Source organism: Martelella sp. FLE1502 (assembly GCF_053484255.1).
In genome coordinates this window covers 95210-109766 of the sequence record NZ_JBAKFQ010000013.1, presented here as the reverse complement: position 1 = coordinate 109766, position 14557 = coordinate 95210, and the positions used below count along the sequence as shown (strand labels likewise).

Sequence of the window (14557 nt, the reverse complement as noted above, 5' to 3'; positions counted from 1 at the left end):
GGAGGGAATTCATGAAAACCACCCAGTATTTTACCGGACATGGCATTTTGGGGGTCGTATGCTGCTTTGTCGGACCGGCGGTATTCCTGACAGGAATCTACCGCATGACCGGAAACGCCTATGGTCCGGGCACGTTCGACATGGTCCTGATGGGCATAGGCGCCTTTCTCGCGATCGCCGCCCTGCCGCTCATGCTGATCGGGAGAGAATACTCCAGCAGGGACTAGATCCTGTCCTGCATCCAGTCCCAGATTTCGTCGGCGTCGCTTTCGCTGAGCTTTCCGGCCCCGTCATCAGAGCTGTGCGCCGCGACGTATCCATCGATCGCCGCCTGAAATTGGAACATCGACATTGCGTTGACCTGCTGGGGGGTGAAGCCCAGTACGGCGCCAGCCGCGTATATCTTTCTCACGCGGATTTTTCCGCGCGGAAGGTCGTCTATGGCGTCTCTGCGGCTGGCGCTTCGGGCTCCCCCGGCGCTTCATCCGGCGCGCCGACAAGCCCGGCCATCAGGACGGCGCGCGCAAGCTCGAGGTTTTCCAGAGGGGGGCGATCGGTGACATAACGATCGACAAGCTTCTTGGCATCAGTCGGTTTCGACCCGCCGCCGATCAGGCCGAGGCGGATCGTTTCGGACAGGTCGCCGACCAACCATTGTCCGGAATTGATCCGGTCAAGCAGCGCGAACGGCCCGCAATCGACCTTTTCTTGGAGCTCAACGAATTGTCCCCAGCCGAGGCGAAAACTATAGTCGCCATCGGCAAAGGGCTGTTCGATCCTGGCATCGCGCATCAGGTCGCCGCCGTCCAGGTTCCGGTCAGAGCGCCGTCGCTCTGCATCGAGATCGATGCCTGAACGCGGCCGCCCTTTTCGGCGCTGGGCTCGAAGCTTTCGAGGTGCACCGCACCTTCCCAGAGCATCGTGCCGGTGGAATATTCGATGGAGATTTCGACGTTGATGGACTCTACCGCCTTGAAGGCGTTCCACCATGTCTCGACCGCATCGGCGGGAAGAACGCCGTCGCCGGAGACCGAGGCCGAGAGGTTCTGCACGTCGCGGCCAAGCCAGGTCGCGGCATCCGGATCGTTGCAATCCGGGAGATCGACCTCGGACAGGTTCTTCGAAAAGGTAATAGATTTCGAAGTCAAACCGCAGGGCGCGGCGAAAACCTCGGTCGGCGTCGCGCCATCGCCGAGCTTGATGAGCATCTTTCCGAAGCGCGCTGTTACGGGGGGTGCCATTGGACATCTCCATGGTTATGCTGCCGGCGGCAGCGGTTAATCAGGTTTCGATGAAAGCCGAAAACGACATGGCGGCGTGATTGGTGACGCCATCGGGATCGCGCATCACGCGGGTGACCCGATGCTCGATCATCACCAGGGCATTGTTCGAAAGCACAATGGGAGCCTCGTGCAGATCATCGCGCACGGCGCCCGAAATCTTGCGGACTTCCGCCGATCCGAAGGCCTCGCCAGCGCCCCAGGACCAGATGTCGATCTGAAAATAGAAAGCCAGACCGGCAATGCATTCCGCGTCATCCTGCGTCGCATCGCTCGGCCCCATCGAGATATACGGCGAAGACGGTTTCGGATCGGAAGGGACCCTGTCATAAACGCCACTGCCGACAAACGCCGAAACAGCGGCGGACGCCTTCAGCCTGGCGATGATCGCCACATAGAGCTCGAAACCCGCGTCCATCTCAGCCGCCTTTCGCGACCTTCCGGGCTGCGTCCCGTGTCGCCTTTCTGATCTTGCGTTTCGCCGCCTTCCGGTTGGCGCGATAGGACACGTAAAAATATGGCTGCGCCGGCATCTTCACGGTTCCGAATTCAACCCACCGCGCCCAGAATGCCTCGTCATTGCCGGCATAGACCGTGATGGTGAGATCATTGCCGAGCGCCGATTTCACCACGGCGGCGATCACCGCGCCCTTCGGAATATCCCTGCCCCAGGTCCAGCCGATGCTGTCCTTCAGCGCGCCGCTATCCTCCGGCACGAGCGATTTCATCATGCGGACGATATCGTCGGCCGCTTCGGCCATCGCGCCCTTGATTGCCGACTTCGCCTCGGCCGGCAGTCGGTCGAGCTTGCGCTGAAGCCGCGCGCGGTTCAGGATCGTCGAACGGCGAGCCATCAGTTCGGCTCGCCCTCCGCCGCCAGGATTTCAATCCAGCGGTTTTCCCCGTCGACATTGACCGGAGGCGCCTTGATCGCGAACACCCGGCCATTGCGCGCGTCAACGATCCGCCAGTCTGCCGTCACTGCGGCGGCCTGCGCGCTGTAGCGGATGCGAACGGTATAGGGCTGGACGCCCTGCAGCCGCGAAGCCATCACGGTTTCGGTCCCCATCCGCGCGATCATCTTCGCCCGCTGGGTGAAAACCGTCTCGTATGGCCCAGCGACCGGATTGCCGAAGCCATCATCGTCCGTGCCGCGCTTCTGGAAATGCAGCCGGAAGCGCAGCCCGCCGCCATCACTTTCCGGTATTGCCATTGACCTTTTCCGCCTTCACGGCCTTCCCGTCGCGGATCGCCGCCCGCGCGCAATCGCGCGTTACATTGATCGCGATGCCGGGCTGATGCTTCAGCGTAACGGACTTCCGCAGCGGCGGAACCCACCGATACGGCTCGCTGAACACAACCCAGACCACGCTCAGTCCTCCACCGTCGCCAGCTCTGCGGACGTGCCGCTGGCGAAAATCATGCCGGGGACATGCGGCAGCGCATAGCCGACCGGTAGATTGCCGAAGTCGATCGATCCGGCATTTTCGCGATAAGGACGATAGCTCACCGTGCCTTCCGAGGTGACGACCACGGCCTTGACGCTCGCGCCGAGAGTGACGTCGCCGCCCGATAGATCGATTGCGCTGCCTTTACTCCCGAATGTAAGAGCGGAAGGCTGATTGGCTTCGCGGTTCCACATGGACTAGATCCTTTTGTGCCTTAACCCATTGATCAATATAGCCGCCGAGAAAGGCACCTCTTCCATGGCGACATTGGAGACGGCGCTGCGATTGGCATACCAGTGCGCGACCAACATCATGATCGCCACCTTGCAGACCGAAAGCTGCGATGCCGGCAGGGCGCATTCAAATTCCACCGACCCAGCACCGGTAAGGGTGACGAGAGCCCCCCCAGCAGTAGTCTCCAATTCAAGCGAGACAGGATCCTCGGAACCGTAGACAACGCTGGCCGATGTCACATCCGGCAATGGAAGGAGATAACGACCGCCACAAGTCGATTTTGCCAACCACGTTTGAGGCATGATTGCCCGACCGAGCACGCCCCGCCAGCCATCGAGATGCGCTATTGCGCCATCGATCAGGTCGGCGATCAGACTGTCATCATCAGCGAAATCAACGGCTAGGTGCCGTTTGACATCTTCAAGGGAGACAGGCTTTTCGTCCGGCGGCGTCACGAGGACCGGGATAAGCGTTGTCATTTGTTGTTCGGCGCCTTCATGGCCTTGTTGTTGGCCACGTTCTTCGCCTTGGATTTGATCGGCTTCAGAACGCCATTTTGAACGAGATGTGCGACTTCCGACGGATTGGCCTCGCGTGTATCGCCAACCTGATAGGGCTTGTCGCCGATGTGAATGCGCTTCACCAGGAACCTTGCCATTTCACTCTCCATAGATTGAGAGGGGCAATGCGCCCCTCTCATGGTTGACCCTGTTTACGGTGCGGAAACGGCGATATCGCCGTAGATAAAGGCTTCCGGACGATAGACCGCGAGAGCAAGGCGCTCTTCGCCGAGGATCGTGACGAGGTTCTTGGTGAAATCATCATTCACGTAGCCGACCTCGATACGGGCATCCCAACGATCGAAAAGCTGAGCGCCGAGACGGAAAGCACCGGTGAGGAACTTGCCTTGCTGCTGAGCCTGCGTCGAAACGACGGGGAGGTTCCAGAGCGTGGGCGTCGCCGTCCCCTGCGGGTTGCCGATGATGTATCGGCCATCGGCATCCTTCAGCATCTCAATGCCCGTCCAGTCGATCGGGTTCAGAACATGCCCGGTGGCAGGATACTCGGCCAGAACCGCCTGCAGCATCGCGATGCGAAGGACATCAAGCGAGGTACCCGCCGCCGGAGCGCCCGTCGGTGCTGCGTACGCCGTCGCCTGGGGGATGATGCCATTGAGGTTTTGCCCCGTTCCGTCGCCGTTAAGAAGCTGCTGTTCTTCGACGAAAGAGAGGCCATAAAGAAGCCGGTTATCGATCAGCGAACGCAACTGCGAAATGTCGGAAAGAGCCTGCTTCGACGCCTTCATCCAGTGCGCGATGACCTTGGCCGACGTGGTGATCAGGTTGAGCTGGATGTCCGACGAAGGCTTGGCCGCACCTTCGGCAACCGGAGCGGCATTATTGTTGAACCCCTTCTCCTGGACGTATTCAAGAGAATTGCCGTCCATGCGACCGGGAGAAATCAGGTCGCGAACGGTCATGCGCCGCTGCGGCAGCTCCTGAATACCCGGCAACCTTGTGGTCTGAACCGCGGCGCCCACCGAGCCCGCTGCATCAGTCGTCGCCGTGGTGAGTGTGGCTTTGATGCGAAGATCCTTGCGGCCCGAAGAAGGGTCAGACGCAAGCCAGGCCTTGACGCCCTCATCGTCCACAAAGTGCTCGCCGAAGGTCTTGTGCTCATCCTCGGTCGGACCGCCGCGATCGAGCTTCTGCTCGATCTCCTCCAGTTTGGCCTTAAAGCCGTTCATCTTGAGAAGAGCTTCGTCGGCCTGCTCTTTCACGCCGCTCGACAGCTTCTCGCCGGCAGCAGCCTTGCCGAGCGCATCCTCTGCAATCTTCTTGACCGCATCGATCGACTTTTCGAATGCAGCTTTGGTTTCGGCCGCAAGCTCGGCAGCCGTTTTCTGTTCCGTCATGGGAACCTCCTGTTTGTCGGGTGATGGGGCTAATTGCCCCGCATTGCGGCCCAGAACTGAGCCTCGTCATCCGCCGCTTCGGCAGGCTCCCCCTGCCCCTTCAGGTGGAGGCGTGCGGCACGCTCCGCCTGTGAATTCGAGAACCCCAAGCTCCCCTTGAGCAAATCCTCGAACTCGCGCTCCGTCAGCCGGTCCCCGGCCTTCAAGCGTTCAATGAGTTCATGTGCGGCACGAGCGGCCTTGATGCTTGAAACAGTTGCGTTCTCGTTGGCGCCGATGGAAACCACCGATACCTCGAAGAGATCGAGTTCTTTCAGGTACCAGACCGCATTCTTCTTATCGGCCTCGTAGTCGACGATGCCGTAGCCTATAGACAAGCCATCGATATCGCCGGCCTTCAGCAGGGCGTATGCTTCACGACCTCTCTGAACATCCATGTTCAGCCTGCCCTTCATCAACAGGCCGTGGTCGTCTTCCTTGGCCTCAAGCCACCTGCCGATGACTTCACCGGAATTGTGCTGCCAGAACATCTTTGGCATCGTACTCTTGGCCTTGTGAGCGGCCAGAGACGCCTCGAACGCTCCCTTCATGACGATGTCGCCATAGGCATCCGGTTCGCCGCCAAACGTCGATCCGTAGCCGGAAAATTCACCGGTTTCATCGTCCATCGCCTTGATGGCGAGGACGGGACTAGCCTTGTGCATCATTGGTCAGACCTTCAGTCTGTGTGATAGGAATGTTCTGTGACTGCATTCTCGGCTCATCGCCGCCGTCGACGGCACGGAGGTTTTCGAGAGCACGGACTTCGTTGATAGTCATGGCGCCGATCTGGGTCATAGTCCGATAGAAGTCCGATCGGGTCTTGCTGTCGCCGCGCAGAAGCCCATCCATATTGATCCGGGCGGTATATCCCTGCGCTTTGTCGTCAGTGGTGAAGAGCTGCTGATAGACAGCCTGCTCCATCCGCTTCACACGGCGCCGAAGATAGAATTTCGTAAACATCAGCATCTGTTGCTCGACGCTTGTCGGCCAGGCGGTTGTTTTGCCGGCATGACCGATCAGCACAGGCGGAACCTGAAAGAAGCGGCAAACCTCTTCAATCGAGAACTGTCTGGTTTCGAGCATCTGAGCATCCTCGGGGCTGATGCTGATGTCCTTCCACTCCATGCCGCCTTCGGCGATGAAGGGCTTCCCTGCATTTATCGCGCCCTGATATTTACGCGTGACGCCTTCTTCGGCCGCCGCACGCTGATCCGGGTTTAGCCATTCCTTGAAGCTGATGACGCCAGAGGGACGCAGACCGTTGCGGAACATGCTGGCAGCCGCCCGATCGGCCGCCTGGGCCGACGAGAACGTCTGAAGGCCGAACGACAAGGTCGACATGCCGCCAAGGGCGTTACCGCCCGGCCCGCGAACATGCAGAACATCGCGATCTATCTTCCGCCATGCGCCGCGCTCGTCCGTCCAGCGATATTCTATGCGCCCGCTTTCGATACGGCGAACCGATACAGCTTCGGGGTGTATCGGATAGAGCGAAACGACAGAGCCCGAACCGTTTCTCGTGATGCTCGCGTAAGCGTTGCCCCAAAGCTCAAGCGACAGATTCATGAAATCCCAGAAATCGAGCGCAGTCTGGTCGAAATTCGGGCTCTCATAGATCACGCGATGCAAAGGGTGCTCTCTATCGACCTCCGAGAATTTGCCGTCGCGACGATGCACCTCAAATGGAAGCGAAGACATTGTGCCGCTGATCAGGTTCGCGCATGCCCACACCGCAGAAAGACCGAGTGTTGACCGTGGTGTTACGATCTCGCCAGCATCCCCCGCTCCACCAAAACCCATAACATCACGACCATCCGCCCAGGTTATCGTGGTCTGGGATTTAAGCTGCAGGCCGATAGCCGAAAGAGCCTTCTGCATCAGTCCCATGTTTCAGGCCTCAAGTGCGGCAAAGTAGCCGTCCATGTTTTTCGCATTTTCGTTGGCGACAGGGTTGCGGCTCATAATCATGACGGTGTTGAACAGCGCCATGAGCGGGTCGATCTTCGCCGTGCCGCTCTGCGCTTTGGTGACGATCACGGCGTTGCCGCGCTTCTCGACCTTGGCGTTCCCGACGCAAAACGTCATGATCCGCTGGCCGCAATGAACGAATGACCGGTTTTTCAACTTGACCGGCACGGATTTGATCGCGGCATTTAGGCGATAGCCCTGCGAGACGGCTTCGATATCATCAATCTCGAAACCGGCATCGATCAGCGCATCGATGATGCTGGCAACACCCTCCGGGTCCATGCCGATCGCGCGCTGTTCCGGCAGCTTTCCGGCCTCGCGAAGCTGAACGCAAATATCGACGATCTCGGTGTTCGCCTCTTCCTCAAGGTTGTCGACCAGCGTCAGATCGCCGGCATCGACAAGCTTTTGCAACTCGGGCGCGATGCTTTTGCGCAGTTTCAGGACATCCCTGTCCGCCCAGGCCTTGCCCCAGTGCTGCCAGACCTTGCTTTCCGCGTGACGCCCGAGGACGGCGAGACCGAGAAGGTCGTCGAGGCCGCCGCCGTCAACGCCGACAACACAGACGTCAGAGGTCTCGACGATGCGGTCAAACGAGATATCACGCTTTGCCTGCAACCAGTATTCGGCGCCGGCCCAAGCCCCGGTCCCGAGCCCGACGCCGACCTGAACATTGAGGTGCTGCGAGGCGAACAACGCCATGGCGTCGGCGCCCTCGCGCTCGGCCTTGCGGTATTCGTCGCGCAGATATTCGAGCGAAACAGACCGATCGAGGTTCGGATTGACCAGCGGCCAGACGCTTTCGTCCTTCCAGGTCTCGTCTTCCTGCAGCTTCTTCGGAAGCTCGTAAAGCACTGCGAGCAACGGCAGGTCGAGCTTGCCGTCGCGAACGTCCCGCGCCTGCTGAAGCTCACGCTCGAACTGTCCTGTCGGCGGCGTCTTCGACTGCGTCGTGATCTGCAGAAGAAACCCATCGTCTCGCGATGCCAGGCCGCCGCGAAGCTCGACGAAGATTTCGCCAGCCTTGGCCTTACTGCCAAGAACATGGGTTTCGTCGACGAGGATGAACGTGCCCTTTGAGCCCGTAATGACATCGCCATCGGCCGAAAGGATCATGATCACCGCAAGTGTGTCGTGATGGGTGATCTGCTTCAGATGGCTCTGAGGCTTGAATAGTTTTGTCAGCGTGCTGTCGAGGCGGATGATGCCGAGCGCCGTTTTGAACGCGATGCCGGCAATCCTTTGCGTCGGCGCGATCAGGATCAGCTCCGCTTCCGGGCGCTCATTCAGGATTGCGGCCGTCACGATGATGCCGGCGGCGATAGCTGATTTTCCGTTCTTCTTCGGGATCAACACGAAGAATTCGCGGATCATGCGACGCCGCTTCTCCGGATCGTAGGAGCCGAATATCACGCGGACAAGGTCAAACACCCACTCCTCGCACACCTCGCCGAATGTCGGCGTTCCGACGAGGTCCGGAACCTTGAGGCGTTTGAAAATCCTGAGCGCCTTTTCGGCGGGCTCATCGAAAAGCGGAAGATCCGGTATCAGAGATTCCTGTGCCAGAAGCCGCTTTTCCCAGTCGAGAACAGCCGTCGACCACGTTTTCGCGGTGGAACGGTCTACCATCTTCGACATCAGTGCTTATATCCCGGCTTCAGAAGGCCGCCCCAGCCATCCTCACCGTCGCTGGTCGCCACAATCTGCGCGGCTTCACGGCGGGCCTTTTCCTTCTTCCCAATCTTCTCCGCCGGAACCGGCGCATCATCGTCGCCCTGCGCATCGCGAATGACTTTCGCTGCCAGCATGCGGTCGTTCTTCTCGATCGCCTTATCAAGTTCACGCATCGCGCCGACATTCCCTTTTTCCGCCTGTTCGAAAAGCTTCTCGAACTTCCAGGCTTCGAGGCGATCTCGCTGGCTAGTTCGCTGCTTAAGCTCTGAAAAATAATGCTTTCTCAGCGTCGGCAGCGAACAATCGATCGCGTTTGCAATCCTGTCATTCGACCAGCCAAGAGCAAGTAACATCTTGACTTTATTACGAGATTTCCGCGTCACCTTATGCGCCGGACGGCCGCGCCTGCCCGACGGAAACGTGTCCGGATCGCCGAACAGGTCGAAATACTCGGTCATGTCGAAAAAAAATCTCCGAATGAGAGAGCCGCCGGTTCGCGGTCGGCCGACCCTCCAGACTTTTTGCCCCCCCTGCCTCGCCTGAGCGGTCAGCCCTCGCGGCGCTCCTGCCGCTGCTTTAGGCTGTCGTGGCAGGGCTTGCAGAGCGTTTGCAGGTTGCGTTCATCCCAGAACAGCCGCTGGTCGCCGCGATGCGGCTTGACGTGGTCGCAAACGAGCTTCGACAGGTCACCATCAATGCGCCCGCAACCTTCCATCTGACACTGGAACAGATCACGCTCGAACACCTTGAGCCGAAGCCGGCCCCATCGCGCGGTCCGATACCATTTGCGCCACGGAGCCCGCGCCTCCCGCTCCCGATCATGCGACCGGCTGTCACCAACGGACGAACCGATGCGCGGCGCCGACGACGTGATGCGCGGTGCGAGATTGTGAAGTCTGCCCATGATGTCCGATGATGCTGCGGCTATTCCGCAAAAACGAAACCCGCCGAGCGGGCTATCCGCTGGCGGGTCTACGTAAACCTTTTCTATGCTATCAAGGTATGTCAACTCACTGCCGCAAATCAAGGGAAAAATGAGGCCACATTTCCCCTTCTAAATCAAAATGATAACCGAACGCCTCACGCGTGAACTTCCCTCATCCACGGTGCCATGTTGATACGCATGGGGGTGATTTGTTTTTCGCCCAGCCTGCCAGCAAGCTCCCGTTCCAGCATCTGCAGCGCCGCCTGCCACACGATCCAGTCGATCCGAGACTGGATTTCGCCGCGCAACCCGTGAGACAGCACGTATTTCCGATAGGCCCCGCGCTTCGGCCGCTTGGCTTTGCGGTCATAGCCATCCGTCTCCACCTCATGCCAGCGCCCGAAGCTGTCCTTCTGGCGCTTGGCGATGAACCAGACCGGCTTGCCCTGCCGTTCCACCATCCGCACCTTCGGTCGCTCGGCATACCAGTCCGGCCCGCGCTTCAGCACCGCGCATGTCACGATCAGGCTGAAGGCATGCGAGCCGGTGCGCCGCACGCCATGTCCGCGCTCTTCGGCAAGCACCCGGTCAACCTCGCCGGCGATCAACCCGTGATCGTCATTCACCCATTCCGGAAACGGTTGCCAGCCTTCGGGAATGTCGAACCCCGTTCCGGTGAGCGCCTTCACGGCATCGCCCACGATCAGCGCATCAGGGTCCGGCGCAACACCCTCCTCCCATGTCGGCACGACGCCCCATTCGTTCGGCGTGCGGGCGATGATCGTGCCAAGCTCGCCGGCAGCGTTCAGCCCAGCATTCGCGCTGCTCAGCCGTGGCGACATCCGACCGCCCGTCGCTTCCGTCTTGCAGAGCTCCTCCGTGAAAGCCCAGGTCAGCAACTGCTGAATGGTCATTTTCTTCATTTTCCAGGCTCCTTTTGCCGTTTTGGACATCTAGGACAGATGGATATTTAGAATGGACAGGTAGAACGCCCTTAAGAAGGGCGTATAAATCAAACAAATACATATACTTATGAACAAGCGGACAGGTAGGACAGCAAATTGTGAGGTTTACGTGATGAGGCCACCACCACTTTCTTTCTCTCATTTACGCGCGCATCACATAAACGTGCAGATTTGCTGTCCTACCTGTCCGTCGCGCATCAAGCCTATGATTATCCTCAATTTTCCGAACCTTCTGTTAGTGGCTTTCCTGTCCAGCACTTTGTTTTTGCTGTCCTACGTGTCCGAAGTCCGCACCCTCAGATATGAACTCAAGGGCAAGTAAGGCGGCACCTGCCCAGCCTGCCCTTCGAAGGGTCCGGGTTTCACGCTCAAAATGCATCGGGCCAATCCTCGTTTGGGGGAGGCGGAACGCCATCACCTCCAGAACGCCACTCCTCGCCAATGCGAATGCCGTAGTAGACGGTCCCGTTGGAACGGGCCCTCCGAAACGAGTGCATCATCCCATCGCGACCCTTCCAGGTCTTCCGGGTCTGATCTGGAAGCCGCTTGGTGAAGGTCGCCTTCTTGAACTCGGACAAGCCTTCTCGGCTCGCATATCGGCAATAAGCCTCGTAGAGCACGTCCGGCCGTTCCGTATCGTCATCCTTGCCCGTGATATCGCACGCATTCCGCAGGAACGCCCCAATCGGGTCGCTCTCCTCCCGGTATTCCGCAGTGGCAAGCCGTATGCTGTCCGGCACCTGAAGCCCGTTCTGGAGATAGTCGAGCGCGCCCTTGATCATCCATGCCAGCACCCCGTCGCGCTCCTGCCGCAGCTTGCGCGGCAGATCGCGGTCAACCTCTTCCTCCGGTATCTGGATTTCCCAAGGCACCAGATGAACGCGCCGCCATATGCCGTCGCTGTCATCGCGGATTTGCGGTTTGTGGTTGCCGGAAAGGATGATCTTGAAATGCGGTATCAGCTCGAAGAAGTCCTGATGCAGCCGCCGCACCGCGATCGGCTCGCCGCCGGTCAGCGTCTTGATCAGCGCATCCTTCAGTTGAACACCCATTTCCGGCTCGGAAGCCGCCACCAGGCGCGCGCCGGGCAATCGGGCAAGGTCAGGCGTCGCCTCGGCCCCGCCTCTGCGGCTGTCGCCCGCAAAGCTGTCGATCGACATAGAAACGGCATAGTCGCCAAGGATTTCCACCATCAGGTCGACGAAGGTGGATTTCCCGTTCCGGCCCGCACCGTAGAAGAACACAAGGCATTGCTCGCCGGTCAGTCCAAGCAGGCAATAGCCCATATAGCGTTGCAGGAAAGCCCGCCTGTCCGGGTCCGGCATCACGCGAATGAGGAACTGGAGGAAGGTCGGGCAACCCGCATCGGAGAACACCTGGGCCTCTGCCAGCTTCGAAATCAGGTCTGTCGAGCGATGCCTGTCCAACCGGCACTGCCAGACCGGTTTTCCGGCAGCGGAGGTGACGGTGAAGAAGCGCAGCGTGCCGTTGACGGTGTTCAGCGCGTAAAGGTCGGTATTGAGGTCCTGGACGGACAGCGAGCAATAGGGCGCAGCCTCGGCAAGCATATTGTTGATCTTCGAAGATCCCGCCGAGCTCTTGGCGTGGTTATGCCGGGAGGATTGCCGCCCGCGCCGGTCCTTGTCCGCCAGATCGTCAGCATCGATAAGTTTCTGGAGCTTGTCGAACTTCGCCAGCTTCTCGGCATCCCAGTCCTTGCCGCGCTTTCCAAGCTCCCGCATTTCCTCGCGCGCCTGCCGACCGGCATCGATGTCCGCGCGTTCCCGCTCTGAGCAATCAAGGCTGATCGCCTCTTCGTCGATCATCTCGGCCGTGCGGTGCGCCCACACCCGAACCTTCGCGCCGGATTGATCCTCAAGCCAGCGTTTGCCGTCAAAGCCATGCCAGCCGACATGCGTGACATGGCGAACGCGATCGCCATACCGCGTCAAAAACCGGTTGGCATTGCCAATATCGGTCTCGGGCAGCGCAGCGCATTCTTCGGTGATCTCTTCGGCTGAGAGATCAAGGACAGATTCCTCCTCCTCAGCCTCCAGCACCGGCAAAGGGTCCGGGTTTTTCAGATAGGCAGTACGTCCGGCCGCCCTCTTGGCAATCGCCTCCTCAGCCTCCGGCGAAAGCCCGCCTTTTTTCTTCTTGTTCTCAGGCAAAATCGGCCTCCGTCATCACCTCTGAAAAGTCCCCTGCCCCTTCGGGCGGCCACGCGGTCGCCACCACGCGTCCCGGCCGCTCAAACCGCCGTTCCGCCCGCGCCATGGCAAAGGCGGTTTCCACCGGCTCGCTGTCGCCATCGGCGACAAGCACCAGGTCGTCGACATGGTCTGGCGCATCCAGGCATTCGCCGGGCGCAAGCCCCGCCTTCGGCAGCGGCCCGGGCACGGTCACCGCCCGCACCCGGCCGCGCTTGTCGGTCATGGTCAGCGTCGGGTGGCGCTCGCGCCCCTCGGCCGGGCCGCAAAGATTGCCAATATCCCCGGCCGCGCCATAGAATGTGTCGGCGCGAAACCCTTCCAGCGCAGCCACCGCGGCGACATTCTCGATTCCTTCGCCAAGCACCCACCGCCGCGCCGAAAGATCGCCGCAAACCGGGATCACCGATCCCTTCTTCGCGCCGCGCATCTTCTTGGCGGAAAGCCGCTTGCCTTCCTTGGGGCAGATCAGCACCGGCCGGTATTTCGGCGCGTTCTGAAGGTCTATCCACGTCTCATGGCACCCGGTCACGCTGCCGGTCAGATCGACATAAGGCGCAATCATCGCCGGCCCGACATGGAGCGAAAGCGGATTGTCAAATTCATCCTTGTCGTGCCAATAGGTATGCCGGTCGTCGAACCGGATATTCTCGAACACGGCGTCATCCATATCCGCCCCGCAGCGCAGCCGCAGATAGTCCCGCACGGCGCGCCCGGCCGATCCGGCCACCATAGATGCATGAAAATAGATGCCGCGCGCCTTCGTGATCTCTATTTGCCGATACCGGTTCTGCTTTTCGGCGTGAGCCTCGGCCTGACGTTTCGCCTTCTCCCGCGCCGCCGCCATCCGCGCTTCCCGCACCGCCCGTTCTTCGTCCGTCTCCCGCTGGTCAGGATCCGGTATGGCGCGGTCCAGAACCGCAGCGCACGCCTCCAGAAACCCCGTCCGGCTCTTCAGGTCGTGCCCCAGCTCGTGCGCGGCCAGCGAGATCGCATCATGCCCGCCAAGCCCGCATTTCCGGCAGTTCCACACGCCCTTGCCGGGGTTCACCGCAAACCCGTCCTTGCCGCCGGCTGAAGGGCACGGCCCGACCCATTCCGCGCCGCGCACCGGAACCCGCCCGATCCGCCCCGCATAATCGGCAAGATCGATCGCCCGCGCCTCGGCAACAAAGGCATCAATGGCCGCGCTCATTCCGCAGCCTCCATCGCCGCCCCGCCCCATTGCGACGCCATGGCAGCGGCAATGCCTTCATAGGTCCGCGAACGAAGCCGCCAGCGCTCAGGTCCGGGCGGCGCGCGATGCACGATCGACCATGCGCGATGGTCGTCTGTTCCGGACTTCGGCGGCGTCAGCCGGGCGGTTGCCTCCAGCTTTGGCAGACCGCGCAGATAGAACGATGTCGCCTTGAAGGCGGGGTCGCCAAACCACCAGGGCTGCACGGTCTGCGCCGGCGGTTGATAATTCACAATGCGCTGCTTGGCATGCCGGTGCATGACCGGGTTTTCGATGGCGATACGCGGGATCGGCGCATTCCAGCAGGCGGAAAAAAGCGCAGCGCCCTCATCCAGAAGCCGCCACATGATCGCGAGCCGGTCATCCTTGCCCAGGCCGGCCCAGGACTGTCGTTCGGCCGCTGTCGCCTCGACAGGCGGATTTGTCGGCGGACCTGAAAGCCAGCGGACGCCACTATTGCAAAGCCGCGTGCACGGCGGATGCATCACGGCGAGCAAGTCCCAGCCATCACGCAAAAGGTCACGGACATCGCAGATGAGATGCCGGTTGCTGCCATCTTCCGCAGGCAGCAGGTCGCACGACCATACATCATGCCCAAGCGCTGCAAAGGCGCGCCGCACCCGACCCGAGGTCTCGCAGCCGATCAGAACGCGCATCGC

The 14557-nt window shown here is 60.4% G+C and carries 21 protein-coding genes; 1 reads left to right on the top strand and 20 read right to left on the bottom strand.

Annotation, left to right across the window (positions count from 1 at the left end; translation table 11 throughout):
- The first annotated feature begins 11 nt into the window (after nucleotides 1-11).
- Nucleotides 12-227, top strand: a complete 216-nt coding sequence (locus V6767_RS13070; RefSeq protein ID WP_448473896.1) for a hypothetical protein — start codon at nucleotides 12-14, stop codon at nucleotides 225-227.
- Here V6767_RS13070 and V6767_RS13065 read toward each other — a convergent pair.
- From V6767_RS13065 to V6767_RS12970, 20 genes are all read right to left on the bottom strand, one after another.
- Nucleotides 224-412 (bottom strand): hypothetical protein, encoded by a 189-nt coding sequence (locus tag V6767_RS13065; RefSeq protein WP_448473895.1) that lies wholly within the window; start codon nucleotides 410-412, stop codon nucleotides 224-226. The two genes, V6767_RS13070 and V6767_RS13065, sit on opposite strands and share 4 nt — an antisense overlap.
- Nucleotides 413-438: 26 nt before the next feature.
- Nucleotides 439-792 carry a gene transfer agent family protein gene (locus V6767_RS13060; RefSeq protein WP_448473894.1) on the bottom strand — a complete coding sequence of 118 codons (354 nt, stop codon included), beginning with the start codon at nucleotides 790-792 and terminating at the stop codon, nucleotides 439-441.
- The gene (locus tag V6767_RS13055; RefSeq protein ID WP_292058037.1) at nucleotides 792-1241 is read right to left on the bottom strand and encodes a phage tail tube protein; all 450 of its coding nucleotides are present in this window, start codon (nucleotides 1239-1241) and stop codon (nucleotides 792-794) included. Before V6767_RS13055 ends, V6767_RS13060 begins: the two co-directional genes overlap by 1 nt.
- Nucleotides 1242-1281: 40 nt before the next feature.
- Nucleotides 1282-1698 (bottom strand): DUF3168 domain-containing protein, encoded by a 417-nt coding sequence (locus V6767_RS13050; RefSeq protein WP_448473893.1) that lies wholly within the window; start codon nucleotides 1696-1698, stop codon nucleotides 1282-1284.
- 1 nt (nucleotide 1699) lies between these two features.
- Nucleotides 1700-2134: an HK97-gp10 family putative phage morphogenesis protein gene (locus tag V6767_RS13045; protein WP_448473892.1), complete on the bottom strand. Its 435-nt coding sequence runs from the start codon at nucleotides 2132-2134 to the stop codon at nucleotides 1700-1702.
- Nucleotides 2134-2493 (bottom strand): head-tail adaptor protein, encoded by a 360-nt coding sequence (locus V6767_RS13040; protein WP_448473891.1) that lies wholly within the window; start codon nucleotides 2491-2493, stop codon nucleotides 2134-2136. The genes V6767_RS13045 and V6767_RS13040 overlap by 1 nt, the downstream gene beginning before the upstream one ends.
- Nucleotides 2474-2650, bottom strand: a complete 177-nt coding sequence (locus V6767_RS13035; protein ID WP_448473890.1) for a hypothetical protein — start codon at nucleotides 2648-2650, stop codon at nucleotides 2474-2476. The genes V6767_RS13040 and V6767_RS13035 overlap by 20 nt, the downstream gene beginning before the upstream one ends.
- Nucleotides 2651-2652: 2 nt before the next feature.
- Nucleotides 2653-2922 carry a hypothetical protein gene (locus tag V6767_RS13030; RefSeq protein WP_448473889.1) on the bottom strand — a complete coding sequence of 90 codons (270 nt, stop codon included), beginning with the start codon at nucleotides 2920-2922 and terminating at the stop codon, nucleotides 2653-2655.
- Between the two features lie 3 nt (nucleotides 2923-2925).
- Entirely contained in the window at nucleotides 2926-3441 is a 516-nt protein-coding gene (locus tag V6767_RS13025) for a head-tail connector protein (RefSeq protein WP_448473888.1), read from the bottom strand.
- Nucleotides 3438-3620, bottom strand: coding sequence for a hypothetical protein (locus V6767_RS13020; RefSeq protein ID WP_448473887.1), 183 nt, complete (start codon nucleotides 3618-3620; stop codon nucleotides 3438-3440). Before V6767_RS13020 ends, V6767_RS13025 begins: the two co-directional genes overlap by 4 nt.
- 54 nt (nucleotides 3621-3674) lie before the next feature.
- The gene (locus tag V6767_RS13015) at nucleotides 3675-4877 is read right to left on the bottom strand and encodes a phage major capsid protein (protein WP_448473886.1); all 1203 of its coding nucleotides are present in this window, start codon (nucleotides 4875-4877) and stop codon (nucleotides 3675-3677) included.
- Between the two features lie 29 nt (nucleotides 4878-4906).
- Nucleotides 4907-5584: an HK97 family phage prohead protease gene (locus tag V6767_RS13010; protein WP_448473885.1), complete on the bottom strand. Its 678-nt coding sequence runs from the start codon at nucleotides 5582-5584 to the stop codon at nucleotides 4907-4909.
- Nucleotides 5568-6806, bottom strand: coding sequence for a phage portal protein (locus tag V6767_RS13005; protein ID WP_448473884.1), 1239 nt, complete (start codon nucleotides 6804-6806; stop codon nucleotides 5568-5570). The genes V6767_RS13010 and V6767_RS13005 overlap by 17 nt, the downstream gene beginning before the upstream one ends.
- A 3-nt stretch (nucleotides 6807-6809) precedes the next feature.
- Nucleotides 6810-8525 carry a terminase large subunit gene (locus tag V6767_RS13000; RefSeq protein ID WP_448473883.1) on the bottom strand — a complete coding sequence of 572 codons (1716 nt, stop codon included), beginning with the start codon at nucleotides 8523-8525 and terminating at the stop codon, nucleotides 6810-6812.
- The gene (locus V6767_RS12995) at nucleotides 8525-9019 is read right to left on the bottom strand and encodes an AraC family transcriptional regulator (RefSeq protein ID WP_448473882.1); all 495 of its coding nucleotides are present in this window, start codon (nucleotides 9017-9019) and stop codon (nucleotides 8525-8527) included. The genes V6767_RS13000 and V6767_RS12995 overlap by 1 nt, the downstream gene beginning before the upstream one ends.
- 89 nt (nucleotides 9020-9108) lie before the next feature.
- Nucleotides 9109-9465: an HNH endonuclease gene (locus tag V6767_RS12990; RefSeq protein WP_448473881.1), complete on the bottom strand. Its 357-nt coding sequence runs from the start codon at nucleotides 9463-9465 to the stop codon at nucleotides 9109-9111.
- 176 nt (nucleotides 9466-9641) lie between these two features.
- On the bottom strand, nucleotides 9642-10409 hold the full coding sequence (locus V6767_RS12985) for a hypothetical protein (RefSeq protein ID WP_448473880.1): 768 nt from the start codon (nucleotides 10407-10409) through the stop codon (nucleotides 9642-9644).
- A 410-nt stretch (nucleotides 10410-10819) separates the two neighbouring features.
- On the bottom strand, nucleotides 10820-12622 hold the full coding sequence (locus tag V6767_RS12980; protein WP_448473879.1) for a phage/plasmid primase, P4 family: 1803 nt from the start codon (nucleotides 12620-12622) through the stop codon (nucleotides 10820-10822).
- Nucleotides 12615-13856, bottom strand: a complete 1242-nt coding sequence (locus V6767_RS12975) for a DUF7146 domain-containing protein (RefSeq protein ID WP_448473878.1) — start codon at nucleotides 13854-13856, stop codon at nucleotides 12615-12617. Before V6767_RS12975 ends, V6767_RS12980 begins: the two co-directional genes overlap by 8 nt.
- Nucleotides 13853-14554 (bottom strand): hypothetical protein, encoded by a 702-nt coding sequence (locus V6767_RS12970; RefSeq protein ID WP_448473877.1) that lies wholly within the window; start codon nucleotides 14552-14554, stop codon nucleotides 13853-13855. The genes V6767_RS12975 and V6767_RS12970 overlap by 4 nt, the downstream gene beginning before the upstream one ends.
- Between the last annotated feature and the right edge of the window lie 3 nt (nucleotides 14555-14557).